32 protein-coding genes and 3 tRNA genes are annotated in these 24,091 nt (G+C 68.3%); 15 read left to right on the forward strand and 20 right to left on the reverse strand.

What is annotated here, in order from left to right:
* Positions 1-350 precede the first annotated feature (350 nt).
* Complete coding sequence (locus FPZ61_RS15680; RefSeq protein WP_255441651.1) at positions 351-542, forward strand: hypothetical protein; 192 nt, start codon at positions 351-353, stop codon at positions 540-542.
* Positions 543-747: 205 nt separating this feature from the next.
* Here FPZ61_RS15680 and FPZ61_RS14000 read toward each other — a convergent pair whose 3' ends face one another.
* Both FPZ61_RS14000 and FPZ61_RS14005 read right to left on the reverse strand, forming a co-directional pair.
* Positions 748-1,293, reverse strand: a complete 546-nt coding sequence (locus FPZ61_RS14000) for an N-acetyltransferase (RefSeq protein ID WP_185467224.1) — start codon at positions 1,291-1,293, stop codon at positions 748-750.
* A 4-nt stretch (positions 1,294-1,297) separates the two neighbouring features.
* A complete protein-coding gene (locus tag FPZ61_RS14005) occupies positions 1,298-1,618 on the reverse strand; it encodes a DUF1778 domain-containing protein (RefSeq protein ID WP_185467225.1) in 321 nt (106 codons plus the stop codon).
* A gap of 501 nt (positions 1,619-2,119) precedes the next feature.
* On the opposite strand from FPZ61_RS14005, the gene FPZ61_RS14010 reads away from it, so the two are divergent.
* Positions 2,120-2,278 (forward strand): hypothetical protein, encoded by a 159-nt coding sequence (locus tag FPZ61_RS14010; RefSeq protein WP_185467226.1) that lies wholly within the window; start codon positions 2,120-2,122, stop codon positions 2,276-2,278.
* Here FPZ61_RS14010 and FPZ61_RS14015 read toward each other — a convergent pair.
* From FPZ61_RS14015 to FPZ61_RS14030, 4 genes are all read right to left on the reverse strand, one after another.
* Positions 2,260-2,532 carry a hypothetical protein gene (locus FPZ61_RS14015; protein WP_185467227.1) on the reverse strand — a complete coding sequence of 91 codons (273 nt, stop codon included), beginning with the start codon at positions 2,530-2,532 and terminating at the stop codon, positions 2,260-2,262. The genes FPZ61_RS14010 and FPZ61_RS14015 overlap by 19 nt on opposite strands.
* Positions 2,532-2,837 carry a hypothetical protein gene (locus FPZ61_RS14020; RefSeq protein WP_185467228.1) on the reverse strand — a complete coding sequence of 102 codons (306 nt, stop codon included), beginning with the start codon at positions 2,835-2,837 and terminating at the stop codon, positions 2,532-2,534. The genes FPZ61_RS14015 and FPZ61_RS14020 overlap by 1 nt, the downstream gene beginning before the upstream one ends.
* 18 nt (positions 2,838-2,855) lie before the next feature.
* Positions 2,856-3,164: a hypothetical protein gene (locus FPZ61_RS14025; RefSeq protein ID WP_185467229.1), complete on the reverse strand. Its 309-nt coding sequence runs from the start codon at positions 3,162-3,164 to the stop codon at positions 2,856-2,858.
* A gap of 271 nt (positions 3,165-3,435) precedes the next feature.
* Positions 3,436-3,506, reverse strand: a tRNA-Gly gene (locus FPZ61_RS14030).
* Between the two features lie 100 nt (positions 3,507-3,606).
* Here FPZ61_RS14030 and FPZ61_RS14035 point away from each other — a divergent pair.
* The 5 genes from FPZ61_RS14035 (at position 3,607) to plsY (ending at position 7,872) form a co-directional block, all read left to right on the forward strand.
* Positions 3,607-5,019, forward strand: a complete 1,413-nt coding sequence (locus FPZ61_RS14035) for an MFS transporter (RefSeq protein WP_185467230.1) — start codon at positions 3,607-3,609, stop codon at positions 5,017-5,019.
* Positions 5,016-5,765, forward strand: a complete 750-nt coding sequence (locus FPZ61_RS14040) for an ABC transporter permease (RefSeq protein WP_185467231.1) — start codon at positions 5,016-5,018, stop codon at positions 5,763-5,765. Before FPZ61_RS14035 ends, FPZ61_RS14040 begins: the two co-directional genes overlap by 4 nt.
* Positions 5,766-5,843: 78 nt before the next feature.
* Positions 5,844-6,299: a DUF3119 family protein gene (locus tag FPZ61_RS14045; protein ID WP_185467232.1), complete on the forward strand. Its 456-nt coding sequence runs from the start codon at positions 5,844-5,846 to the stop codon at positions 6,297-6,299.
* A complete protein-coding gene (locus tag FPZ61_RS14050; protein ID WP_185467233.1) occupies positions 6,296-7,234 on the forward strand; it encodes a DUF3086 domain-containing protein in 939 nt (312 codons plus the stop codon). The genes FPZ61_RS14045 and FPZ61_RS14050 overlap by 4 nt, the downstream gene beginning before the upstream one ends.
* A complete protein-coding gene (gene plsY / locus FPZ61_RS14055; RefSeq protein WP_185467234.1) occupies positions 7,231-7,872 on the forward strand; it encodes a glycerol-3-phosphate 1-O-acyltransferase PlsY in 642 nt (213 codons plus the stop codon). The genes FPZ61_RS14050 and plsY overlap by 4 nt, the downstream gene beginning before the upstream one ends.
* Here plsY and proC read toward each other — a convergent pair.
* From proC to FPZ61_RS14090, 7 genes are all read right to left on the reverse strand, one after another.
* Positions 7,869-8,684, reverse strand: a complete 816-nt coding sequence (proC, locus tag FPZ61_RS14060; RefSeq protein ID WP_255441657.1) for a pyrroline-5-carboxylate reductase — start codon at positions 8,682-8,684, stop codon at positions 7,869-7,871. The two genes, plsY and proC, sit on opposite strands and share 4 nt — an antisense overlap.
* Positions 8,681-9,280, reverse strand: a complete 600-nt coding sequence (locus FPZ61_RS14065) for a cell division protein SepF (protein WP_185467235.1) — start codon at positions 9,278-9,280, stop codon at positions 8,681-8,683. Before FPZ61_RS14065 ends, proC begins: the two co-directional genes overlap by 4 nt.
* Positions 9,281-9,374: 94 nt before the next feature.
* A complete protein-coding gene (locus FPZ61_RS14070; RefSeq protein ID WP_185467236.1) occupies positions 9,375-10,046 on the reverse strand; it encodes a YggS family pyridoxal phosphate-dependent enzyme in 672 nt (223 codons plus the stop codon).
* A gap of 26 nt (positions 10,047-10,072) precedes the next feature.
* Entirely contained in the window at positions 10,073-10,351 is a 279-nt protein-coding gene (locus FPZ61_RS14075) for a PipX family protein (protein WP_185467237.1), read from the reverse strand.
* A gap of 22 nt (positions 10,352-10,373) precedes the next feature.
* Positions 10,374-11,306: a CbiQ family ECF transporter T component gene (locus FPZ61_RS14080; protein WP_185474873.1), complete on the reverse strand. Its 933-nt coding sequence runs from the start codon at positions 11,304-11,306 to the stop codon at positions 10,374-10,376.
* A gap of 28 nt (positions 11,307-11,334) precedes the next feature.
* Positions 11,335-12,702 (reverse strand): ribosome biogenesis GTPase Der, encoded by a 1,368-nt coding sequence (gene der, locus FPZ61_RS14085; RefSeq protein ID WP_185467239.1) that lies wholly within the window; start codon positions 12,700-12,702, stop codon positions 11,335-11,337.
* Between the two features lie 82 nt (positions 12,703-12,784).
* The gene (locus FPZ61_RS14090) at positions 12,785-13,270 is read right to left on the reverse strand and encodes a DUF1823 family protein (RefSeq protein WP_255441653.1); all 486 of its coding nucleotides are present in this window, start codon (positions 13,268-13,270) and stop codon (positions 12,785-12,787) included.
* On the opposite strand from FPZ61_RS14090, the gene dusB reads away from it, so the two are divergent.
* On the forward strand, positions 13,269-14,288 hold the full coding sequence (gene dusB / locus FPZ61_RS14095) for a tRNA dihydrouridine synthase DusB (RefSeq protein WP_185467240.1): 1,020 nt from the start codon (positions 13,269-13,271) through the stop codon (positions 14,286-14,288). The two genes, FPZ61_RS14090 and dusB, sit on opposite strands and share 2 nt — an antisense overlap.
* Here the strand turns inward: dusB and FPZ61_RS14100 are convergent.
* Both FPZ61_RS14100 and cobI read right to left on the reverse strand, forming a co-directional pair.
* On the reverse strand, positions 14,201-14,944 hold the full coding sequence (locus FPZ61_RS14100) for a DUF4079 domain-containing protein (RefSeq protein WP_185467241.1): 744 nt from the start codon (positions 14,942-14,944) through the stop codon (positions 14,201-14,203). The two genes, dusB and FPZ61_RS14100, sit on opposite strands and share 88 nt — an antisense overlap.
* Positions 14,945-14,986: 42 nt before the next feature.
* Entirely contained in the window at positions 14,987-15,922 is a 936-nt protein-coding gene (gene cobI / locus FPZ61_RS14105) for a precorrin-2 C(20)-methyltransferase (RefSeq protein ID WP_370593474.1), read from the reverse strand.
* On the opposite strand from cobI, the gene FPZ61_RS14110 reads away from it, so the two are divergent.
* On the forward strand, positions 15,875-16,441 hold the full coding sequence (locus tag FPZ61_RS14110; protein ID WP_370593475.1) for an acireductone dioxygenase: 567 nt from the start codon (positions 15,875-15,877) through the stop codon (positions 16,439-16,441). The two genes, cobI and FPZ61_RS14110, sit on opposite strands and share 48 nt — an antisense overlap.
* Here FPZ61_RS14110 and FPZ61_RS14115 read toward each other — a convergent pair.
* Together FPZ61_RS14115 and aroQ are read right to left on the reverse strand one after the other, a co-directional pair.
* The gene (locus FPZ61_RS14115; RefSeq protein WP_185467243.1) at positions 16,438-17,043 is read right to left on the reverse strand and encodes a tRNA-(ms[2]io[6]A)-hydroxylase; all 606 of its coding nucleotides are present in this window, start codon (positions 17,041-17,043) and stop codon (positions 16,438-16,440) included. The two genes, FPZ61_RS14110 and FPZ61_RS14115, sit on opposite strands and share 4 nt — an antisense overlap.
* Positions 17,040-17,480: a type II 3-dehydroquinate dehydratase gene (gene aroQ / locus FPZ61_RS14120; RefSeq protein ID WP_185467244.1), complete on the reverse strand. Its 441-nt coding sequence runs from the start codon at positions 17,478-17,480 to the stop codon at positions 17,040-17,042. The genes FPZ61_RS14115 and aroQ overlap by 4 nt, the downstream gene beginning before the upstream one ends.
* 37 nt (positions 17,481-17,517) lie before the next feature.
* On the opposite strand from aroQ, the gene FPZ61_RS14125 reads away from it, so the two are divergent.
* The 4 genes from FPZ61_RS14125 to FPZ61_RS14140 all read left to right on the forward strand — a co-directional run bounded on the left by FPZ61_RS14125 (position 17,518) and on the right by FPZ61_RS14140 (position 20,531).
* A tRNA-Tyr gene (locus FPZ61_RS14125) sits at positions 17,518-17,599 on the forward strand.
* Between the two features lie 11 nt (positions 17,600-17,610).
* Positions 17,611-17,682 (forward strand) — tRNA-Thr (locus FPZ61_RS14130).
* A gap of 220 nt (positions 17,683-17,902) precedes the next feature.
* Positions 17,903-19,360 carry an aldehyde dehydrogenase family protein gene (locus tag FPZ61_RS14135; protein WP_185467245.1) on the forward strand — a complete coding sequence of 486 codons (1,458 nt, stop codon included), beginning with the start codon at positions 17,903-17,905 and terminating at the stop codon, positions 19,358-19,360.
* A 46-nt stretch (positions 19,361-19,406) separates the two neighbouring features.
* A complete protein-coding gene (locus FPZ61_RS14140; RefSeq protein ID WP_255441654.1) occupies positions 19,407-20,531 on the forward strand; it encodes a LysM peptidoglycan-binding domain-containing protein in 1,125 nt (374 codons plus the stop codon).
* 22 nt (positions 20,532-20,553) lie between these two features.
* Here FPZ61_RS14140 and FPZ61_RS14145 read toward each other — a convergent pair whose 3' ends face one another.
* Positions 20,554-22,050 carry an ATP-dependent DNA helicase RecQ gene (locus FPZ61_RS14145; RefSeq protein ID WP_185474874.1) on the reverse strand — a complete coding sequence of 499 codons (1,497 nt, stop codon included), beginning with the start codon at positions 22,048-22,050 and terminating at the stop codon, positions 20,554-20,556.
* Between the two features lie 45 nt (positions 22,051-22,095).
* Positions 22,096-23,118, reverse strand: coding sequence for a hypothetical protein (locus FPZ61_RS14150; protein ID WP_255441655.1), 1,023 nt, complete (start codon positions 23,116-23,118; stop codon positions 22,096-22,098).
* 134 nt (positions 23,119-23,252) lie between these two features.
* On the opposite strand from FPZ61_RS14150, the gene FPZ61_RS14155 reads away from it, so the two are divergent.
* Entirely contained in the window at positions 23,253-23,462 is a 210-nt protein-coding gene (locus FPZ61_RS14155) for a photosystem I reaction center subunit IV (protein WP_185467249.1), read from the forward strand.
* 160 nt (positions 23,463-23,622) lie between these two features.
* Positions 23,623-23,985, forward strand: coding sequence for a transposase (locus tag FPZ61_RS15975; RefSeq protein WP_185467250.1), 363 nt, complete (start codon positions 23,623-23,625; stop codon positions 23,983-23,985).
* Here the strand turns inward: FPZ61_RS15975 and FPZ61_RS15685 are convergent.
* Positions 23,894-24,091, reverse strand: a 198-nt coding sequence (locus FPZ61_RS15685) for a hypothetical protein (RefSeq protein WP_255441656.1), incomplete at its 5' end; no start/stop codon positions are given. The two genes, FPZ61_RS15975 and FPZ61_RS15685, sit on opposite strands and share 92 nt — an antisense overlap.

Below are 24,091 nucleotides of genomic sequence, written 5' to 3' on the forward strand. Positions count from 1 at the left end.
CGAGAACGAGATGGCCGCTCTGGCGGTGGCCGGGCCTCCAAGCCTGCAGGAAGGTGAAAGCGTGCAGAAGCCAGTGTTACCAGGCGTCAATTGAAATGGGTAACAAGTTGTTGATGCAAAGCGACCGCCTACCTAATCGTCGCCGTGCAGGCTCTACACCTTGGTCCTCGGCAGCCGCAAGCCGGAGGCCCAGCGCTTCAAGCGCTGGGTCACGCACGAGGTGCTGCCGGCGATCCGCCGGACAGGGCGCTACGCCGTGCCTGGCGACCGAAACCCTGTGGCGAGCCCTGCCGGCGGCGGCGGCGCCGATCTGCTCACTCAATGCCACGGGGCTCGGGCAGCTGTTGGGGATGAAGGCCAAGGACACCAACCAACACCTCGCAGCCTGCGGGCTGCAGATCCGCAATCAGCTTGGGGAATGGGAGCTCACCAATGCCGGCCTGCATTGGGCAGAAGCCCTGCCCTATTGCCGCGGCGGCCACAGCGGCTACCAGATCCTCTGGAATCCCGCCGTGGTCAGTGTGCTCCGGGAGCTGGCCTGATGGAGAACCAGACGACGCCACCCCCATCCGGACGTCACCGGGTCTGGGTGACGACGGCAGAGGCCTGAGCAGCCCTTGGGATGAGCCGCGAAACCCTCCGCCAGCTGCGGCTGCACCCAGGGTCGCGTGCCCCTGCAGTGGCACCTCGAGAACGTGGAGGCAACAATCACCGGCTGGAGCCGGAAACATCTGCGCCTCTGATGCCTTATCCGCCCGATTGCAGAGGTGGAAGGGCACTCAGAGAGAGGAACAACCGCTCCGGTCGTCCTGGCAAGGACCGAAACCCCATCGACGCATAGAAGCTGTGAAGGCGTGCGCGTTCCACTTCTCCAGCAGCGCCCACCACATCGAGCACCATCAGCCGCACACCCAGGATCTGCCCCGCCCGCTGGCACTGCTGCATGGCATCAACCAGCAGGATGCGCCCCAGTCCCTTTCCGTGCTGTCTCCCATCGACAGCGAGGTGACTGAGAAAAACACCTGGGATCAGGTTCGAGCGCGGTGCCCGCGGGGCGGCATCGGAAGGCACATCGGCTACGCCAATGGCATGGGCATTGATGGCGTAGAAGCCCAGGCAGGCCCGAGGTTCATCGACCTGGGCGGCGTCTGTGGCGACGTAGAGCCTGGTGTAGCCATCACGCTGCTGGCGCTTGGCGGAGCGGCGCAGAAAGTTGTCCTGGCTGTCGCTGCCGCAGCGGAAGTCCTTGGTGTCGTGCAGGCCAGGGTCAAAGACTTCGATCCGAACCGCCACCGGATCAGGAGCGCACGACCTGGTCCTGGTGCAGCTGCCAAGCCTCCAGCAGGGCGGGCGTTGGCGTGGTCTCTTCGTCGAGGGCGGCGAGCAGGGCCTGGTGATCGCTCTGGCTGAGCAGGGTCTGCTGCCTCCCACTGAGCAGCTCCTGGGCGCGTGCATACGCCGACATCACCACGAAGGCGGAGGCCTCGATTCCCATCAGATCAGCCGCCGCCTCAATGCTGGCCTTCACCGAGGGCTTGGTGCGCTGGTCCATCCGAGCGGAGCGGGGCTCGTCGATCGCTTCGATCGCCGCATGGAGCGCGGTCTCGACCGGTGACATGGCACACCAGGAAGCAGCTTCACCATTGTACGGGGGACGGCCGTACATGGCCGCCGCCTGATAGAGGCTGCGGAGCCAATGAAAGCCTGAACAAGACCATTGGCTCGGGTCAGGTCCTCAGCAGGCACAGCACGCGCGAACCTATCGCTCTCACAGATGCTGCGGATAGTGCGATTACTGTCCAGCGGCTTTCCCCCCCGTTGCCCATGGCCGTCGCTCTCCCCGCTCCATTGAGCCCGTGATCCCCACGGCAGAGGCGGCTGAGGCCTCAGGGGCGAGCTTGCGCGATCTCGCCGGCTTCCGTGCCAGCTATGGCCGGCGGCAAGCCAGCCTCTCCCTCGATCTGGAAGGTGGCCAGCGCGCATCCGCCTGACCGACCTGATGGCCTACAAGCACGCCATCGATCAGCAGCGTGCCGCGGCCCTCGATGAGCTGACTGCCCAGGCCCAGGAGCTGGGCATGGGCTACTGAGGTAAATCGCTTCACCGTCATCTACGATGCTTGAACCTCGATGCCGAGTGGGCCTGCGCGGCGATGCGTGCGCACCGAGCCAGCCTGAAGAAGCAGCCCAAGACAGTCGAGGAGTACCTGGTAACCCTGGAGGAACAAGGGTTGAGCAGGTTCTCGCAGGCCGTGCGGCACTACGCCGCTGAGCTCTGAACACAAAGCCCCTGGCCCAGCCGTTGTTCTGCCTTGGCGAAGGCGTCATCCACCACGTCATCCCCGCACCAGCGGCTGTAGGCCGCCAGATGGGTCTGCACGCTGTGGCCCATCGCCGCGGCCACCACCTTGGGCGGCAGGTCGCAGATCACGTGGGTCCGGTGGGCGTAGCCGTGGCGGCATGAGTAGGGCACCAGCTTCTCGCCCTTGGCCTCGTACTCACGCCGGAGCTCCTTCCAGAGCGGTCGATTCATCAGGTAGTGCCCACGTAGCCACCACCCAACCCGGGCTGCATCGGCGGCAGCTCCTGGGTCGAGAAACGCTCCTCCAGGCGCCAACCGTCTGCCCAGTCATCACAGGGCAGCGGCCGCAACACCCTTGGCCGGGTCTTGCCGCGGGAGGCGACCTTCTCATACATGCACCAGAGGCGTCCCTGGCGGATCTGCAGATGTTGGAGCTCCTCCGGGCGCAGTCCGTAGGCCGCCATCAGCTGAAAGGCAAAGCGCCAGCGGGCATCCGGGATGGCCCGCACCAACGCAAGATCGAGCACGGGGTTCATGTGGTGCCGGTTGACCCGCTACCAGGTCGAGGGCTTGATCTCGCCACTGATCAGCTTGTGCTCCCGGAAAGCAGCGATCAGCTCTTCCCAGTCTCCCGGGGCAAGCACCGCCGCCGTTCCCCTGGGCCTGGGCCTGCAGGGGTGGCCTGCCTGCGGGCTGCGGCCTGCAGCGGTCTCCCCCTCTGCTCCCCTCGATCCATCGGCACGGGGCCTTCGTGCCACGCAGGCATCAGGCTCGATGCCCTGCTGGAACTCCTCATAGACCTGAACCACCGCATCGCGGATCTGGTCGATCTGATCGCACTCCCACGGAATAGGCAGTAGCACCTGCCGCCGCCTGCCTCGCCCAGCCCCTGCAGCAATGTTCAGTCGCGCATGACCGCGGTGATTGAGCACCGGCCAGCCACGGCGGCAGCCCTTCTGAGACAGGGCATGAGACACCACCGCCCTGATCGTGTCCTCCCAGTCACGGGCCGCCGGCATGTGAGACGTTTCGTCTCACAGCCTGGCAAGGGCGACCAGGGGCTGGCTGCGGCTGGCGGGCCGAAAGCCAATCACAACAAGGAGTCTGAGCCGAAAGCCCTTATTGAGAAAAGGAAGCGGGCGGCGGGAATCGAACCCGCATCATCAGCTTGGAAGGCTGAGGTTTTACCACTAAACTACGCCCGCACCAGTACAAATGTACCTTCGGTGAGCGCTCGGCCCGGCCCCAGCGGCAGTTGCGAACGCTTGTCTGCAGCATTATGACCTGCGCCTGGGACAACCCTTCTTGACCTCCCCCGAGACCACCCTGAGCCCCCAGGCGCCCAGAGAAGTCAGCGATGTCTCCAGCCTCAGCGGCGGGGACCGGCGGCGGATGCTCTGGGCCTATGGACTCGGCGATGCAGGCACCGGCATGGCCGCCACCCTGCTCGGGTTCTACCTGTTCGTCTTCTACACCGGGGTGGCTGGCCTGCCGGCCTGGATGGCGGGCCTGGTGCTGATGGTGATCAAGCTCTGGGACGGCATCAACGACCCGATCGTCGGGTTCCTCAGCGACCACACCAAGAGCCGCTGGGGTCCCCGCATTCCCTGGATCGCAGGCAGTGCCGTGCCGCTCGGGCTGGGCATGGCGGCGATGTGGTGGGTGCCCCCCGGCAACGACTGGCAGAAGTTCGGCTTCTTCGTGCTGATCCAGCTGGTGGCGATGGCGCTATACACCTGCGTCAACCTGCCTTACGCGGCCCTGGCCTGCGAGCTCACCACCGACACCCCCCTGCGAACCCGGCTCAACGCCCTGCGCTTCACCGGCTCGATCATCGCTGGTCTGAGCGGGCTGGTGCTGGGGGCCCTGCTGGTGGGCGGAGGCGCCGCGGGCTACCAGCGCATGGGGCTGATCTCCGGTGGACTGATCACCGTCACCAGCCTGGTCTGCGCCTGGGGACTGGCCCCCTACGCCCGCAACTGTCAGCGCCCCAGCGGCCATCCCGAACCGATCCGCCAACAGCTGCGGCGGATCAGCCGCAACGGCCGCTTCCTGCGGGTGCTGGGTCTCTACCTGCTGCTCTGGGGAGCCCTTCAGCTGATGCAACCCGTGTCACTGATCTTCCTCACGGTGGTGATGCGCATCCCCGAGAGCTGGAGCACCTGGATCCTGATTCCCTTCCAGCTCAGTGCCCTCGCCGGGCTGCAGCTCTGGAGCTGGGTGGCCTACTGGCACGGCCGCGTCCATGCCCTGCGCTGGGGCGTGGGGCTCTGGATGGTGGGCTGCATGGCGGCGATGGTGCTGGTGCCTCTCAACCCTGAGGTCTCTCCCACCGGCTCGGCCGGCAACATTCTCAACCTGTCGCTGCTGGTGGCCACGATCCTGCTGGTGGGTCTCGGCGCCGCCACCGCCTACCTGATCCCCTGGGCCCTGCTGCCTGATGCCATCGATGCCGATCCCGACAAGCCCGCCGGGCTCTACACCGCCTGGATGGTGATCACCCAGAAGCTGGGCATCGGTGTGGCGGTGTTCGTCCTCGGCAACATCCTCAGCATCAGCGGCTACAAAGCGGCTCGGGGCCTGCTCCAGCCCGACTCCGCCCTGCTCACGATCAGGCTGTGCATGGGCATCATTCCGGTGGTGCTGATCCTGGTGGGGCTGGTGGTGATGCGACGCTGGCCCGAGCGGCGCCGTCGCAGGCCGGTGCTTCAACCATGAGACTTCCCCGCTGGCTGCAGCGCCTGGGCAGCAGTGCCCTGATCGGCGGTCAGGCGATCTCGGCCCTCGCCAAAGGACGCCTCAACATCAACGATCTGTTCGAGCAGATGCTCGAAGCCGGACCCGGCAGCTTCCTGATCGTGTTCATCACCGCCCTGGCCGTCGGCACGGTGTTCAACATCCAGGTGGCGGCCGAACTCACCAGCCAGGGTGCCGGCTTCTCCGTGGGAGGCATCCTGGCCCTCAGTCTGGCGCGGGAGATCGCCCCTCTGCTCACCGCAACTCTGCTCACGGGGAAAGTGGCCACCGCCTTCGCCGCCCAGCTGGGCACGATGCAGGTGACCGAGCAGATCGATGCGATCACGATGCTGCGCACCGACCCTGTGGAGTACCTGGTGGTGCCCCGGGTGTTGGCGATGGTGGTGATGGCGCCGGTGCAGTGCCTGCTGTTCTTCGTGGTGGGGGTCTGGTCGGGCCAGGTGAGCAGCACGTTCCTGTACTCGATCCCCCCCTCGGTGTTCTGGAACTCCGTGCGCACCTGGATGGAGCCCTCCGACCTCCCCTCGATGCTGGTCAAGGCCCTGGTGTTCGGCCTGCAGATCGCGGTGATCGCCTGCGGCTGGGGCCTCACCACCCGGGGCGGCCCCAAGGAAGTGGGCACCAGCACAACCGGCGCCGTGGTGATGATCCTGGTGACGGTGAGCCTGGTGGACGTGGTCCTCACCCAGGTGTTGTTCGGGACCTGAGGCGGCTGGAGGGGTCGCGGCAGGGCTCCGACGGAGGCGTGCTGGTCAGGTGGGGGGCAGGCACTGCAGCATGGGGTGATGACCTCTCCCTTGAGTCCTCCGGGGACCAGCCCGGAAACCAGCGAACCCGCAACCCTGAGCGGCCCCGATCCGGCCGCCGGAACCATCCTGGCGCCACGGCCCTGGGTCCCCTTGGGCGTGATCACCATCGGCCTGGCGCTTGTGCCCCTGCAACGCATCTGGAGCTGGGCGCCGATCGCGGCCGGTGTGGTGGGACTGCTCGGACTGTTTCTCCTCCTGCAGACCCTGTTGCTGCGGCTGCAGTTCAGCAGCGATGCCCTGCTGGTGTGGAGCCGCTCCACGCTGCTGCGCCGCTTCCCCTACAGCGAATGGACCGCCTGGACACTGTTCTGGTGGCCGCTGCCGGTGTTGTTCTATTTCCGTGAACGGCGGAGCCCCCACCTGCTGCCGGTGCTGTTTGATGCCACCGCCCTGCGCCAGCAGCTGGACCTCCACCTCAGCAGCCTGCCATGAGCGATTCCACGCCCACCACGCCCCCTGAAGCGGTGGCCGAGTCCCCCCCTGAGCAGGGGGGGGAGCGGAAAGCCCTGATGGAGCTGGCATTGATCGACCTGCGTGAGCGGCGAGCGGCCCTGCTGGCCGAGATCGAGGCCCTGGAACAGCGACGGAAGCAACTGGAGCAGGATCTCGATGGAACCCTCAGCGGCCGGGCCGACGGCATCGCCCGCCGGCTCAAGGGTTTCCAGGACTACCTGGTGGTGGCGCTGCAGGATCTGGCAGGCCAGGCGGAGCTGATGGACCTGGTGGTGCAGCCGCTGCAGGTGCAGCCCTCCCCCCTGGACCCTGCGCCGGAGGCGATGCCGACAGCCTCGCCGGTGGTCCAGCAGAGCCCTCCGGCGGCGGCGGGCCAGTTCAGCCAGGACGCCGAGCTGATCCGCGATCGCCTGGCCCTCTTTCAGGGCCAGCCCGATTTCTACGCCGATCCCTGGAAACTGCGGCGCAGCCTCGAACCTGCCGCCGCCGCCCTGCTCGACGACTGGTTCCTCAACCAGGGCGGGCGGGGAGCCCAGGCCAGCAGCGGCAGCCGCAACCGCAATGCCCTGATCACCGCCGGGGCCGTGGCGATCCTGGGGGACCTCTACGGTGACCGCTTCCAGACCCTGGTGCTGGCCGGAGAACCGGAGCGGCTCGGTGAATGGCGCCGCGGGTTGCAGGACTGCCTGGGCCTTGCCAAGGAAGATTTCGGCCCGAACAGCGGCATCGTGCTGTTCGAGCGCCCCGATGCCCTGATCGAGCGGGCCGACCGGCTCGAGGAGCGCGGCGAGCTGCCCTTCATCGTGGTCGATGCCGCTGAGCAGGTGGTCGACATCCCGGTGCTTCAGTTCCCCCTCTGGCTCGCTTTTGCCGCCGCCCCCGACGAACTGGCCCTGGAGCAGGACCTGGCATGAGCTCTCCCCTGTTGCCGCTGCTGGTGCTGGCGGCTGGGTACCTGCTGGGGTCGCTGCCCACGGGCTGGCTGGCCGGCCGCTGGCTCGCCGGCATCGACCTGCGCCAGCTGGGATCGGGATCCACCGGCGCTACCAATGTGCTGCGGCAACTGGGCAAGGGTCCTGCCCTGGTGGTGTTCCTGGTGGATGTGCTCAAGGGCAGCGCCGCCGTGCTGCTGGCCAAGGCCCTGCTCCAGCCAACGGGGTTCACCCCCAGCACCGACTGGTGGGTGGTGGCTGCCGGCCTGGCGGCCCTGGCGGGCCACAGCTGGCCCATCTGGCTGGGCTGGAAAGGGGGCAAGGCCGTGGCCACGGGGCTGGGGATGCTGCTCGGCCTGGTGCCCGCCGTGGGTCTGGCCTGCTTCGGCATCTTTCTGGCCTGCCTCACCCTCAGTCGGATCGTTTCGCTCTCCAGTGTGGTGGCGGCCCTCAGCCTGCCCCTGCTGATGCTGGGATCATTTGCCGCAGCGGGCACAGGTCTGAGGCCGGCTTACCTGGCTCTGGCCCTGCTCACCACCGTGCTGGTGGTCTGGCGTCACCGAAGCAACCTGAAACGGGTGTTGGCGGGAGAAGAGCCACGCCTGGGGCAGAAACCCTAGCCGGAATTGAGGGCCCGGCTGCGCTCCGCCGCCGCCAGCACGGCCTCGATCAGTGCACCGCGAACCCCTCCCCGCTCGAGCTCCCGCAGAGCCGCGATTGTGGTGCCGGCCGGGCTGGCCACCATGTCCTTGAGCTGGGCCGGGTGCAGACCCTGCTCCCGCAGCAGCGCCACCGAGCCGCTCATCATGCCCAGGGCCAGCTCCAGGGCCAGCGCCCGAGGCAGCCCTGAGGCCACACCGCCATCAGCAAGCGCCTCAAGCAGCAGCGCCGCCAGGGCCGGTCCGGAAGAGGCCAGGGCCAGCAGCCCATCCAGCTGGCTCTCCGGCAACACCTTCACCACCCCGACGCTGGCAAAGAGATCGAGCACCCACCGGCGCTGTTCGGCGGGGAGGTCTTCGCCCCAGGCCAGGCCCGTGATTCCGGCTCCCACCAGGCACGGGGTGTTGGGTACGGCCCGGACACAACGCCAACCTGGGAAGGCCTGCTGCAGCCGCCCCAGGGTGACCCCGGCCAGCACGGAGAGCAGCAGGGGTGCTTCCTGACCAGCTGGCGGCGGTGGCGGCGCGGCGGAGGCCACCTCCTCCAGCAACTGGGGCTTGACCGCCAGCAACACCACAGGAGCAGCCCAGGCGGAAGAGGGATCGCACCCCACGGCCACCCCGAGCTCGGCCTGGAGACGCCGGGCGGACTCTTCGCTGCCCACCACCGCCTGCACCTGATCACGGGGGATGATCCCCTGCTCAAGCAGCGGCATCAGCAGGGCCCGGGCCATGCGGCCCAGGCCGATCACGCCGAGACCGGGAGGCGTCAGAGGCCGAAACCGGTGGCGGAGTCCTGACGCCCCCAGGCGGGGCTGGGAGCGGCCGGATCGGCCTCGGCGCCGGAGGAATCGGGGCTGGGAACGATCGTGGGTGAGGAGGGCTCCTCACCACTGGCCGTGGTGACCGTGACGCAGCTGGGGGCGAACAGGAAGATGCTCTCGCCCACCCGCTCCTGGTGGCCATCGATGGCGAAGGTGCCACCCGCCACGAAATCAACGGCCCGCTGAGCCTGATCTGGCTCCATCATCGTGAGGTTGAGGATCACGGTCTTGCGGTCGCGCAGGGCCTGGATGGCACGGGGCATCTCATCGAAGCTCCTCGGCTCCATCAGGGTCACCTCCGCCGCTGAGGACGAGAGCCCCGGCATGCCGATCACATTGCTGGGGGAGCTCACGGAGCCAAAGGGATCGTCTGCACCGAAGTCGCTCGTCAGGGCGAGGGCACTGCTGCTGGAGAGGGACCCACGACTGGGTGGAGCCGAGCTGGATGGCTCGTCGCCGGGGTCATAGTCCAGTTCGTCGTCGTAGTCGCCGTCGAGGTAGTCGTCTCCGGAAACGACGGCACGCAGGCGGGAGAACAACGACACCGTGGATACCTTCGGATGGAGATGTACTTACTTAGCGTCCCACGCCTTTGGTTGCAACTGGACACATCCTGGATACCGATTTCCGAAACACTGTTCAGGGCCGTGGGCCGAACAGGGCCGAGCCGATCCGCACCCAGGTGCTGCCGGCCCGAACCGCCTCCGGCCAGTCACCGCTCATGCCCATGGAAAGCTCCGTCAGGCACAGGGTCGCGGCCAGCGCAGCGCAGTCCTGGAACAGGCTGAAGCGCTGGTCGGCCTCCAGCCCCAGCGGGGCGATGGTCATCAGGCCCACCAGGCGAAGAGGAGCCAGCCCGCGCAGCTGGGGCCAGTGCTGCTCGAGCTCCCGAGGATCAAAGCCCGTCTTGCCGGGATCCGGCCGCAGCTTCACCTGCAGGAGCACCCGCGGGCTGAGCTGCTCCTCGGCGGCGATCCGCTGCAGACGCTCCGCCAGGGAAAGGCTGTCGACGGAATGGATCGTGCCGAAGTGGCGCAGCACGCCCCTGGCCTTGTTGGCCTGGAGCCGGCCGATGAAATGCCAGTCGAGGGGTTCGAGGTCGCTGAGCTCCGCCTGCTTGGCCTGGGCCTCCTGCAGGCGACTTTCGCCGAAGCTGCGCAGCCCCAGGGCCGCGGCCTCGCGCAGGCGGGCCGCGGGCTGGCCCTTGCTGACCGCCAGCAATCTGGCTTGCGGCGGCAATTGCAGCTGCAGGGCCTTCAACCGCCGGGCCAGGGCGTCCGCGGGTGTGGAGGCTGCCGTGGCGTCGGTCATCCCGTCAGTTCGGGGGAAGATCGGGATCAGATGAAGGTCTGATCGAACAGCTGACGCCAGCGGGGCAGCTGGGCACTGCCATCCCGCCGTGCCCGCGCCAGATTCTGCTCCGCCACATGGCGGGCATCCATGAGCGGAATCACCTCGAACTGGGCCCCGCGCGGTTGCAGGGTCACCAGAAAGAACATCCGCTGAGCGTAGAGGGTGGCAAAGAGATCACGACCTTGACCCGCAGGAGCCACCCGGTAGAGGAGCCCGAACGTCGGATGGTTCAGATAACGCTCGGTGGTGGCGTCGACGCTCACTGTCGGATGCAATGGCTACCAATTACAACGCACCGTACTGCCAGCGCAGTCCAAGAAACAGAAAAAGTGCGCTTGCCGCCACCAGATTGAGGCTCCGGGCCGCCCGGCGGGCCAGCCGCATCTGCGCAGGTGGCACCCAGTGGCCGCCGCGGGCCATCAGAGCTTCGGCCCCCTGCTCGGAGCGCAGCAGCAGATTGGCGAGCAACCGCTCCGCCACGGCCAGCACGAGCCCGAAGCCACTTTTCCAGCCCAGGCTCCTGAGATTCACGGCCCGGGTGGCGATCGAGCGCAGCAGGTTCTGGAACTCCTCCTGCACCAGGGGGAGAAAGCGCAGGGAGAGGAGCAGGGTGAAGCCCAGCCGCTCCACCGGCAGGCCCAGGGCGCCCAGGGGGGTGATCCCCCAGCTCAGCGCCCAGACCAGTTCCTCTGGCGGGGTGGAGAGCAGCAGCAGATTGGCGCTGTGCAGGAGGGTGAACAGCAGCGTGGCGCTGTTGAGGCCGAGCTTGGCGGAGCGGCGGTTCACCACCAGCGGACCGATCGGCAGAGGACCGAGCTGGATGGGGCCCCAGCGCAGCACCTCCCAGCTCAGGCCCTGACGCCGCGGGGCTGGCTGCCCCTGGGTTACGGGAGCCAGCTGCAGTTCCTGGGGCGAGCGCATCGCGCCGGCGGAGGCCACGACTCCCACAGGCACCAGCGACGCCAGCAGACCCACCAGCAGGCAGAGGGCCAGCAGCACCGGCAGGTTCCGTCGCCAGAGGCGCCAGGGCAGTCCGCAGACTGCAGTGATCAGCAGCAGCAGGGCCACCAGGGCCAGGCGCCACAGGGGTCCGGCCAGGATCGGGGTGATCAGGAAGGCCACGGTCCAGCCCAGCTTCAGGCGGGCATCGAGCCGCCTCAACCATCCCGTCTGCCCATCGACATACTGGCCAATCGGCAGCTGACGCAGCCAGTCCATCAGGGGCGCACCATCAGGAAGCTGATCATCAGGACGCTGAACGGCTCTGCTGCCGGGCCAGGTCCTTCTCGGCATCGCGCTGCTGCTTGCCGCGCCAGAACAGCCGGATCGGTGAGCCCTCGAAGCCCAGACCTTCGCGGATCTGGCGTTCCACGTATCGGCGGTAGGTCTCGCCGAACAGCTTCGGGTCGTTCACGAACAGGGTGAAGCTGGGGGGGCGGGTGGCCACCTGGGTGCCGTAATAGATGCGGCCCTGGCGGCCACCGCGGCTGGTGGGGGGCGACCGCCAGCTCACCGCCTCCTGCAGCACTTCGTTCACCACCGACGTGGTGACCCGGCGGCGGTGCTGCTCCACCGCCAGCAGCGCCAGGGCGAAGATGCTCTCCACCCGCTGGCCGGTGAGGGCGGAGGTGAACAGCATCGGCGCCCAGTCGAGGAAATAGAGCTTGGCGCGCAGCTCCTTCTCCATCGCCGCCATGGTGTGGCTGTCCTTCTCGATCGCGTCCCACTTGTTGACGACGATCACGCAGGCGCGGCCGTCTTCTTCGATGCGGCCCGCCACCCGCTGATCCTGCTCCGTGACACCATCGAGGGCGTCGATGACCAGCACACACACATCACTGCGCTCCACCGCCTTGAAGCTGCGGTTGATGCCGAAGTATTCGGGTCCGTAGCTGACGCTGCGGCGGCGGCGGATGCCGGCGGTGTCCAGCAGTTTCCAGGTCTTGCCTTCCCGCTCGATCGTGGTGTCGATCGTGTCGCGGGTGGTGCCCCGGATCGGGCTGACGATCGCCCTCGCTTCGCCGCAGATGGAGTTGAGCAGGCTGGATTTACCCACATTGGGGCGGCCGATGATCGCCAGCTGGATCGGTTCCTCGCTGTCCACCTCGGGGGTGGTCGGCAGAAAACCGATCACCTTGTCGAGCAGATCTCCGGTGCCGGCGCCGTGGATGGCCGAGACCGCATGGGGCTCACCCAGACCCAGGCCCCAGAAGTCGGCGGCCATGGCCAGGCCCTGGTCGGGCGATTCGCACTTGTTCACCGCCAGCAGCACGGGCACCTTCTGGCCCCGCAACCAATCGGCGATCGACTGATCGGCGGCGGTGAGTCCCTGCTGGCCATCGACGATCACCACAGCCACGGAGGCTTCCGCCAGGGCGAGGTTGGCCTGCTCGCGGATCTCAGGCAGAAACTCGCTGTCGTCATCGAAGACGAGACCGCCGGTGTCAACCACACGAAAGCGTCGATCCCCCCAGAAGCCCTCCTGGTAGGTGCGGTCGCGGGTGACACCGGGCTGATCGTGCACGATCGCCTCGCGGCTGCGGCAGAGCCGATTCACCAAGGTGGATTTGCCCACATTGGGCCGCCCGATGATGGCGACGACTGGAAGCGCCAAAAACTTTTATCTCAACAACGATGTCCTGGTACAACCCTACAGACTGAAGCTGCATCGATTCGCTCCTTCGATCCAGCAGGGATCACTGCACGGCTGGATCGCCGGGATGACCCAGGTCCGGCGACGCGGGAGGGGCCAGAGGTGCCGGAAGGGGCCCCTGCTCGGGCAGATCCTCCCCACGGGCAGCCAGATCGGCCAGCAGCCAGCTCACCGCCGTGGCCCGGCGGGTGCGGCGCGGCACGAGCTCACCGATCCGGTAGCCGGCGAAGCCCAGCTGGCTCTTGAGCAACTGCTTGTGCTCAGCGGGAATGGAGCGGGTCAGGCGCACGCTGGCCGGCCGCTCGGCGATCAGCTGCGGCGCCCGGGGGAAGGCCTCGGCCCAGGCGGCAGGCGTGGTGGGGCCTGCCTGCCAGAGCAACGGGCCATCAGGCGCGTAACCGAGCCGGCGCCAGATCAGCTCACAGACGAAACGGTCGCTGAGACGGTCCTCCAGGATCATCATCAACAGGGGACGGCTGAGCGGGTAGGGATCCGGCCCGCACTCCGGCTGCACCGCTGACATGGCCATGGCTCCCACCTCCCTCCACGATGCACCCCTGAGCCTGCCGGGTCGGGGCACCCCACGGAACCTGCGTTGCCGGGTGCTGCAATCGCCCCTGGCCGGGGTGAGTGACCGGATCTTCCGTGGCTTCGTGCGCCGCTGGGCGCCCGATGCCCTGCTGTTCACCGAAATGGTCAACGCCACCAGCCTGGAGCTGGGCCATGGCGGCGACAAGATGGCGGGACTGGAGGCCGAGACCGGGCCGATCGCCGTTCAGCTCTTCGACCACCGGCCCGGCGCCATGGCCGAGGCGGCCCGGCGGGCCGAGGGGTCAGGCGCCTTCCTGATCGACATCAACATGGGCTGCCCGGTGCGCAAGATCGCCCGCAAGGGTGGCGGCAGCGGTCTGCTGCGCGACCCTGCCCTGGCCAGCCGCATCGTCGAGGCCGTGAGCGCGGCCGTCACGGTTCCGGTCACCGTCAAGACCCGGCTGGGCTGGTGCGGCGACTCCTCCGATCCGGTGGGCTTCGCCCTGGCCCTGCAGGAGGCCGGGGCCCAGGCCCTCACCCTGCATGGCCGCACGCGCGAGCAGGGCTTCTCCGGATCAGCCGACTGGGACGCCATCGCCCGGGTGAAGCAGGCCCTCTCGATTCCGTTGATCGCCAACGGAGACATCACCGGCCCTGAGCAGGCCCTCGCCTGCCTGGAGCGCACTGGCGCCGACGGCGTGATGGTGGGGCGGGGCACGCTCGGGGCCCCCTGGCTGGTGGGACGCATCGACGCGGCCCTGAGCGGCAGGCCAGTGCCGCCCCTGCCTGGCACTCCGCAGCGCCTGGCCCTGGCCCAGGAGCACCTCGAGGCCCTGGTGGAGGCACGGGGGCAGCAGGGGCTGCTGATCGCGCGCAAGCATCTGAGCTGGACCTGCCAGGGGTTCGCCGGGGCCGCCCGGCTGCGCCATCAGCTGATGAGGGCCCCCAGCCCATCGGCAGCGCTGGAGCTGCTGGCCGGAGCCGGGCAGGTGCGCTGCTCGAAATCGCAGGAATAGATCGCCGGCTTCTGCCAGCTCACCGGAATCTCAAGCAGATCGCGGCTGCCGGTGATCGCCTGAACCGCCAGCAGCACCGCCACCAGGATGTTCACGCTCACGTGCAGGCGCCGCATCTTCAGGGAGCGGAAGATCTCCGGCTTGGCCGCCATCGAGAACAGCATCAAGCCCGTGAGCAGCACACCGCTCCAGTAGTGGGAGGCCCAGAAGGCCCCCTCGAAGGGGTTGTCGCTGAGGCGCCAGATCTCCGGCTGGCTGCCCAGCCCCAGCAGACCGGCCCACGTGAGCAGAGCGAAGCTGGCGCGCAGGCCAGCGGTCTTCACCCGCCACAGACCCAGCAGGCTGGCGAAGGTGCCCGCGCTCACCAGCAGCAGCAGAGACAGTCGCTGGACGCCCCCGGCGAAGGGTGGCTCAGGGGTGATGAATTTGTTGGTGAAGGAATAGATCAGGGCCACGAGCACCGCCACCACCATCCCGCCGGTCACCCAACGGCCATGGTCGGCGTGCTCCACCCCCACGGTGGGTGGCTGGGGGTGGATCTTCAACCGTCGTTCCCTGGCCAGAATTCCAAGGCGAATGGTCGCCCCCACCACCGGATAGACGAACAGAATCACCAGCACCGGGTGGAGCAGGGCGAACCAGTCGATTGGGTACACGGACCTCCAGGCGATGGACTCAGGGAAGCATCCCTGAGGCGATCAGCCCAGCCCATACCGGGTGTCTGGGAGCAAGTCCGGCCAGCCGCAACGGATCAGCAGCAGGCTGAAATAGGTGGAAGTCCCTTCCCCATCGGGTGGAACTTCCGTGGCCGGCGCCACCCTCTGCTCGGGCCAGCCCACGCGCCTGGCGAAGAGAGCGCCCTCCAGCAGCCCACGCCGCTCCAGCAGGGGCCTGACCCAGCTCCAGCGGGCGCCCAGCTTCAGCAGGGCCAGCACGGGCCTCTGGCCTTCAGGGCAGGCCAGGGCGGTCTCCAGCAGGGCCTCCAGCTCGGCGGGATCATCGGGGGTGGGCAGGACCTGCAGGGCCTGGCGCTGCAGGGCCAGGGGCCAGGCTCCGGCCGCCGCCGCCGCCGCCGCCGCGGTAATCCCGGGAATCAACCGCAGCGGGCAACCGGGATGGTGCTCCTGCAGGGCCAGCAGCACGTAGGAAGCGCTGGCGAACAGGGAGACATCGCCCTCGCAGAGGAGCACCACCCGCCGGCCGGCAGCCACCTCGCGGGCCAGGGCCTCGGCCGCCTGGCGCCAGGCCAGGCGGCGCGGTGCCGACTCCACCACCATCGGGAACACCAGCGGCAAGCGCCGCTGGTGCGGCCGCAGCCAGGGGGCGGCAATGGTGGCGGCCATCCCCTCCGCCTCCAGGCGCGCCACCGGGTAGGCCACCACCTCCGCCTCCTGAATCGCCCGCACTGCCGCCACGGTCAACAGGTCGGGATCGCCGGGACCGACCCCCACCAGCACCAGACCCGGGCCTGAGGCTGAGTTCAACCCCGAGGCTGCATCAAAGCGATCGATCACAGGGGTGCTCCCGGCGGCGCCTGCCAGCACGCTTTCTAGGCTCAGGGCCGATCCCCTCGCCGCTGCGCCGCCGTGAGCCGCCTGCAGATCCATCAGCTCAACCCACCCAAGCAGGGCCATGACTCCCCATCCATGCCCCTGCTCAGCAGCGACGACGGCGCAGTGATCGCGGCTGAGCTGGCCGCCCGCGGGCTGCGCTTCGAGCGCTGGCCGGCCCGGGGCGAACTGGTGGACGGCGCTGATCAGGAGGCCATCCTGAACGCCTACACCAGCGAGATCGCCCGCATCCAGAGCCAGGGCAACTACCCCACCGTCGACGCGATCCGGCTGGGACCCGACCATCCCGATCGGGAGGCCCTGCGCCGGAAATTCCTGGCGGAGCACACCCACGCCGAGGACGAAGTGCGCTTCTTTGTCGAGGGACAGGGCCTCTTCTGCCTTCACATCGGCGAGGAGGTGCTGCAGGTGCTATGCACCAGCGGCGACCTGATCGGCGTTCCAGCCGGCACCCGCCACTGGTTCGACATGGGGGCAGCACCCCGGTTCACGGCCCTGCGCTTCTTCGACAACCCTGAGGGCTGGGTGGCCCAGTTCACCGGCGACGACATCGCCTCCCGCTACCCCCTGCTCGACCCTTAGCTGTGCATCCGGGGCTGGGGGTGAAGCCCGGCCAGCAGCTCGGCCTCGTGGGCAGCCAGCTGCTCCAGACGCTCCATCACCACCGGACGGGGCCAGCGGCGCTCACAGAGCACCCAGTAGAGGCCGAAATGACGCGCCTCACTGGCCAGCAGCTCCCCATAGAGGTCGCTCAGCTCGGAGTCCGGACTGTGGGCCGCCAGCAGGGCCATGCGTTCGTGGCTGCGGGCTTCGATCAGGCCGGCCACCAGGAAGCTGTCGAGCATGCGCTGGGGTTCCTGGCGCCGCACCAGCTTCGCGAGGGCGGCGCCGTAGGGGGGAGCCGCCAGCGGACGCAGGACCTGGCCGCGGCGGCCCAGCAAGGCCAGCACCCGCTCGAAATGCTCCAGCTCCTCCCGGGCCAGGGGGCTGAGGGCGGCGGCCAGATCCTCGTCGGAGGGGTAGCGGAACATCAACTGCAGGGCCGCCCCGGCCGCCTTGCGCTCGCAATGGGCGTGATCGATCAGCAGCTCGAGCGGATGGGCCAGGGCCTGCTCCAGCCAGGCGTCGCTGGTGGGCGACGCCAGCCAGCGCACCCGGGCCACGGTGGCCGCCGGGGTCGTCACGGCTGTCGACGCAGGTGGTCGACCAGCCCCTCGAGAGCCAGCCGGTAGCTAGTGGACCCGAAGCCGCAGACCACCCCCACGGCCCGGTCGGCCAGGAAGGAGTGATGACGGAACGGTTCGCGGGCGTGGGTGTTGCTCAGGTGCAGTTCCACATAGGGGATGGCCACGGCCAGCAGGGCATCGCGCAGGGCGATCGAGCTGTGGGTGTAGGCGGCGGCATTGATCAGGATGCCGGAGCTCTGGCCCCTGGCCGCCTGGATGCGGTCCACCAGGGCGCCCTCGTGGTTGCTCTGGAACCAGTCCAGATCAACCCCCAGCGCCGCCGCCCGCTCGGTGAGGTCGTTTCGGATCGACTCCAGGCTCATCGTCCCGTAGAGGCCGGGCTCACGGCTGCCCAGCAGGTTGAGGTTGGGGCCATTGAGCGCGAGCAGCTGCATGAGGGAGGTCGGCTGGTAAGTTGTCGAGGTGTGGTTCGGGTCGGTGCCCGAGTGGTTAATGGGGGCGGACTGTAAATCCGCTGGCTCTGCCTACGTTGGTTCAAATCCAACCCGGCCCACCTTTCCACATGCCCTTGTAGCTCAGCGGTAGAGCACTCCCTTGGTAAGGGAGAGGTCACGAGTTCAAGTCTCGTCAAGGGCTTCCCAACCCGACCTCCCGCCATAGTCCTCGCCAGATGATCAAGCTGGCTTCAACTGGGTGAGATGGCGGTAATTTGTTCTGAGCATCGGCTCTGATTCGTGCGGGTCGGGTGATGTTCCATGCAGGCCGATTCCACCGGCCAGCATCAGTCTTTAGCCTGGCTGATGTGAACTGTCAGCATGAAACGGACCGTACCGCCGCCACCTTCGCACCTCCGTCGATGAGCCTGACCTCCATCTCCTCCTCCGCGGCGGATGCTGGCGGAGCCAGCGCGGTCGGTGACCTGCCCTCGATCAAGGGCCTGCGGGAGCCGGTGAGTTCGGGGGCCACCCGGCCGCTGGCCTGGAGGCGGGCCCAGCTCCAGCGCCTCGACGGGCTGCTGGCGGAGAACGAGGACGCGATCCTCGAGGCCCTGGCCGCCGATCTAGGCAAGCCAGCGGTGGAGGCCTACTTCGAGGTGGTGGCAGTGCGGCAGGAGCTGCGGCTGGCCCAGAAGAAGCTGAAGCGCTGGATGGCCCCGCGCTCCATTTCCGTTCCCCTCTCCCAGCGACCCGGCCGGGCCGAGCTGGTGGCCGAACCGCTCGGCTGCGTGCTGATCATCGGGCCCTGGAACTATCCCTTCTCGCTCACCCTTCAGCCCCTGGTCAGCGCCCTGGCGGCGGGTAACACCGCCGTGCTCAAGCCCTCCGAGCAGGCGCCCCACACGTCCGCCCTGATCGCCCGGCTGGTGGCCCGCCACCTGGATCCCGGGGTCGTGGCCGTGGTGGAGGGAGGTGCGGAGGTGGCCGGCGAGCTGCTGGAGTTCCACTTCGATCACATCTTCTTCACCGGCGGCGGTCGGGTAGGGCGGCTGGTGATGGCCGCCGCGGCCCGCCATCTCACCCCGGTCACCCTGGAGCTGGGAGGCCGCAGCCCGGCGATCGTGCTGGCTGATGCTGATCTCGATGTGGCCGCCCGGCGGCTGGCCTGGGGCAAGGGCCTCAACGCCGGGCAGACCTGCATCGCCCCAGACCACCTGCTGGTGGAGAACTCCGTGCGGCCGGCCCTGATCGAGCGGCTGCGGGGAGAGTTCCAGCAGTCCTACGGCGACGATCCCCTCGCCTCCCCCGACCTGGCCAGCCTCATCAACCAGGCCCAGTTCGAGCGCCTGCTGGCCCTGCTGGAAGGGGCTCGTCGCGACGGCAGGGTGCTCAGCGGCGGCCAGGTGGACGCCCACACCCGGCGGATCGCCCCCACCCTGATCGCCTGCGACAGCGCCTCCGAACTCCTCTCCCGCGGCAGCCACGACGATCCCTTGCTCGCCGGCGAGCTGTTCGGCCCCCTGCTGCCGGTGGTCGGCGTGTCAGGGCTGCCCCAGGCCATCGACCTGATCCGCCAGGGCGCCAAGCCCCTGGCTCTCTACCTGTTCAGCCGCAGCCAGGAGGCCCAGGACCAGGTGCTGGGCGGCACCAGTTCCGGCGGAGTCTGCTTCAACGATGTGGTGATGCAGGTGGGGGTCCCGGAGCTGCCCTTCGGCGGCGTCGGTGAGAGCGGCATGGGGCGCTACCACGGTCAGGCGGGCTTCGACACCTTCTCCCACCTGCGCAGCGTGCTCCGCAGGCCCTTCCGCTTCGATCTCCCCTTCCGCTATCCCCCCTACGGCGATCGGCTGGCTCTGGTGAAACGGCTGCTGGGCTGAGGTCCCCAGGGGTTCTACGTAAGGTTCACCCAGCCGAATGCGATCCATGCACTGTCCGCACCCCTTGCGCCGTGCCCTGGCCGCCTTCACCCTGGCTCTGGCTCTGATCCAGCCCCTGCCAGGATTGACTGCCACTGAGCACGTGGTGAAGTCGGGAGAGACCCTCTCGGAGATCGCCGAGCGCTATGGCCTTTCGGTGCAGAAGCTGATGCAGCTCAACGGCATCGAAGATGCCGATCTGGTGGAGGCCGGCACCAAGCTCAAGCTGCCCGACGGTGCGAAGGCCAAGACTGGTGGAAGCGGATCCGACTCCAGGGCCCAGGCCGGCCACACCGTGAGCTCCGGTGAAACCCTCTCGGAGATTGCCGAGCGTTACAGCATCTCCGTGCGGGAGCTGATGGAGCTCAATGGCCTCGAGGACGCTGACCTGGTGCAGGTGGGGCAGCGCCTGAAGGTGCCAGGGGCGAAGGCCGGGCGCGTGCATGTGGTGCAACCCGGAGAGACCCTCACGCAGATCGCCGGGCGCTACGAGGTGCCGGTGGCCCAGCTGGTGAGCCTGAACAAGCTGGAAAGTCCCGACACCCTGCGGGCTGGCACCGAGCTCACCGTGAGGCCTGCCGGCAAAACCCCGCCAACCAAACCCACAGCCACTAAACCGGTGGCCGCCAAACCAGCACCTACCAAACCAGCACCAGCCGAGCCGGCGAAGGCCAAGCCCGCTCCTGCCCCCCAGGCGTCGGCCCCGAAACCGGCGCCCAATCCTCCCTCCCAGGACGACCTGCCCGCCACTGAGAACGCCGAAGCCGAGGTTGACGAAGCCGAGGTCGAGCCCACCTCTGCAGCCCAGCCCACGACAACACCCGCGCCGAAACCCTCCGCGGTGGCCGCAGCCGAGCCCGAACCCAGACCCGACCCCAGCAACACCACCCCACCCGACTGGCGCACCTATGGGCCACTGCAGGTGGATTTCTCCAACTGGCGGCCGATGGGCGGCAGCCAGGTGGCCCCGGCTCTCAACAGCACCGGCCAGCCGGTGTTCGTGGCGATCAACTGCGCCGCGGGCAAGATCAATGCCACCGGGGAGGCAGGGGCCTGGAGCACCTGGGAGGACCCCGGCAGCGACTTTGAAGAGAAGCTGATCAAGGACGCCTGCAAGCAGACGGCCGGTTGAAGCCTCGCTTTCGGCCGTCGGTTCAGGCCGCCCAGCGCAGGGGCCAGGGCTGACGGAGGTAGTGACGACCAGCGGTGCGCAACCAGAGTCGCTGGCTGCCGTCGTCGCTTTCACTGATCAGCTCCTCCTGAACCAGGCGGCGGGTCAGCCAGCCCCAGCGCTGCTCCTCGCCCGCATGGGCCTGGGCCAGAGCCTCGGCCAGCCGGCGCAGATCGATCCCGTCCTTCTGCGCCAGGGCCTCCAGCACCCGGCCCGCCTCCGGCGACCAGTCGCTGATCGACCGGGGCCGCTGGCAGACATCGCAGCGGCCACAGGGCGGCACCAGTTCCCCCACCGCCAGCAGCAGGGCCTGCTCGCGACAGCCGCTGCCCTCCGCCACTGCCTCCATCCGTCGCAGTTGCTGCTGGGCGATGTCGAGGCGCGGGCGCTCCTGATCCCGCAGCTCCTGGCTCATCTGCCGCGCCGAGGCTCGCATCGCCCAGCCCAGGGAGAGGCGATCGGAGGGATCGAACAGCACCAGGCAACGGGCGGGTTGGCCATCGCGGCCGGCCCGGCCCGACTCCTGCAGATAGCCCTCCGCGCTGGCGGGCAGATCCAGGTGCAGCACCAGCCCCACGTCCGGGCGGTCCACCCCCATCCCGAAGGCCACCGTGGCCACCAGCACCGGCTGGGCACTCTCCTGGAAGTGCTCCAGGGCCAGCCGGCGGCTTTCAGGATCCATTCCAGCGTGATAAGCGATCGCCTCACGGCCGGCCGCGCTGAGACGGGCTGCCCAGTGCTCCACCGAGCGGCGGGTGCGCGCATAGATCAGCACAGCCCCCCGGGCCTGCTCCAGCGCCTCCAGCACCAGGGACAGCGGCTCCTGGGGGCGCCGCTTCATGGCATAGGTCAGATTGGAACGCCGGGCCGAGCGCACCTGAACCAGGGGGCGTCGCAACTGGAGAAGTCGGATGATGTCGGCCCGCACCCGGGGAGCCGCTGTGGCGCTCAGGGCCACCAGCGGCACGCCGGGGCAGAGGCTGCGCAACTGTCCAAGCCGCCGGTAATCAGGGCGGAAGTCGTGGCCCCAGGCACTGATGCAATGGGCTTCATCCACCGCCAGGGCCACCAGGCGCCCCTGCTCCAGCACCTCCTCCAGCAACTGGCGGGTGGCCTCCGCCTGCAGACGCTCCGGGGCCAGGTAGAGCAACCGCAGGCGGTTCTCCTCCAGCCGACGCAACAGGGCGCGGCGGGGGGGCAGGTCAAGGCCGCGGTGCAGGCTGGCCGCCGGGATACCCCGCCGCTGCAGTTGGCTCACCTGATCCTGCATCAGGGCCACCAGGGGCGAGACGACCAGCACCAGGCCTTGGCGCACCAGGGCCGGCAGCTGGAAACACAACGACTTGCCGCCCCCTGTGGGCATCACCGCCAGGCAGTCCTGGCCGGAGAGCAGCGCCTCCACCACCGGGCGCTGACCCGGGCGGAAGGTGGGCCAACCGAAATGGCGCTGGAGCTCCGATTCGAGCGGATCCGCCGCCACTGACACGTCAGCCCTTCACCGCAGGGACCCTAACCCTGGCTCGGCTCAGGGCAGGGGCGGTGGCGTCAGTTGGTCGGGGGTCTCCTCCACCAGTTGCAGACGCACCCGCTTGCCCCCGGCGAGCTCGCCCAGGGAGACCCGCAAGGTCGCACCGCTCAGGCTCTGCAGGGCCGTGAGCAGGTCCCGCAGATGGGGGGTGCTGCTGCCGCTCTCCACCCACAGGCGTTCCTGCAGCCCTCCCAGGCGTCGCCAGCTGGTGTGCAGCTTGAGCACGGCGCTCTCCAGCTGCTGGGCCTGGCCGACGGCATCGGCAAACAGCCCGAGGGCATCGAGGCGCTGGGCCTCCTGCAACGCTTTCTCGAGGTTGAGATCACCCTGCTGGAAGGCGCGCACGGCCAGGCCGGCTTCGGCCGCCTTGCTCAGCCAGCGGGCGGTGCTGGTCACGTCCTTGACCCGCTCCAGCTCGGGCTCCTCCCGCAGGGCGCGGCGCAGGTCGTCCTGCTGGGGGTCAGGCAGCTTGGCCAGCTCCCGCACCAGGGGGGCCACCGCCCGGGGGGGCAGCAGGTTCTCCTGGGTCCGCTGGCGGATCTCCTCGGGCAGCAGCGGGCTGGTGGCAGCGGTGAATTCATCGCTGAGGCGACGCACCTGCTTGCGGGTGATCTGCTGCCCGTCATTGGCGGCCTCGCTGATCATCTGCTGAACCTCCGGATCCGCCAGAGCCGTGTCCAGGAAGGCGCGCTTGGAGAAGTTGTTGACGCTCTCCTGCTCCAGCAACCCATCCCCCACGAGGTTGTCTGCGGAATCGGCGAGCTGAATCAGGCCGTAGGCCCGTGTCTTGCTGATCTCCCGCTCGCGCAGCCATTGCAGGAATCCGGTACCGCGGCCTTCACCCCCCCGCTTCTCCCGGTCCCGCACGGCCCGCAGGATGCGGCCCCGCCAGATTTCCGTCTGCAGGTCGAAGCGATCGCAGACAGCCCAGGCCTCCTCCAGACGGGAGAGGAATTCCATGGTGCTGATGTCGTCCCGCTCCGGATCGGGCAGCTCCAGGCTGAGGGAGGGGGCCTCCATGGCGACCTGCGGCGCAATCGCTGATGGTGCCATGCAGGCACGAACCCGCGAACGACGAAACGTGACGTCAGCGGTTAAGCCCCCCTGTGGTGCAGGTATCTTCCGACTGGCAGTCACCCCACAACAGCGCAGCGATGGCGATCTCCCGCGGCGACAAGGTGCGCATCAAGCGGCCTGAGTCCTACTGGTTCAACGAAGTCGGCACCGTGGCGTCCGTCGACACCTCGGGCATCCGCTACCCCGTGGTGGTGCGCTTCGAGAAGGTGAATTACAGCGGCTTCAGCGGCTCCGAAGGGGGCATCAACACCAACAACTTCGCTGAAAAGGAGCTGGAGAAGGCCTGATACCCCTGCGGGGCGTTCCCCAATCCGCCTCGGGTTCTGCCTGTGGCGGTTCTTTGTTGTCACCGGTTCCAGCTGCATGACAGGCTGCTGGGGTTGGGGTTCCCCCTGTTTTAAGGACAAGTCGGTAGGGGTCACGCCATGACCACCAGACTGTCCAACGATGACCAACCCCACCAGGACCAGACGCCGGTTTACGGCGCAGCAGAAGGCTGAGGCCGTGGAGCTCTGTCTGCAGGAGGGCCTCTCCTGCAACACCGTGGCCGAGCGGTTGGGGCTTCCCTCCAGCAGCCTGGCCCGCTGGGTCCGCCAGGCCCGTATCGACCGCGGCCAGGGCGGAGCCCGTGATCAGGGCCTTCTCACCACTGAGGAGCGCACCGAGCTCAACCGGCTCCGTAAAGAGAACCGTGAGCTCAGGAGGGAGAAGGATTTTTTCAGGCTGGCGGCAGCGCACTTTGCCCTAGACCGAAGGTCTTCCGCTTGCGGTAGGAGCAGCTGCCGCCGAGAGGTTTCGCCTGATCGATGAGCTTGCTGATCGACACTCGGTGGCCTGGCTGTGCCGGCAGCTGGGGGTGGCCCGCAGCGGGTTCTATGCCTGGCGGCAGCGGCAGGAGGCGCCGGGAAAGCGGGCG

Source organism: Synechococcus sp. BSA11S (assembly GCF_014224355.1).
In the GTDB taxonomy this organism is placed as follows: domain Bacteria; phylum Cyanobacteriota; class Cyanobacteriia; order PCC-6307; family Cyanobiaceae; genus Regnicoccus_A.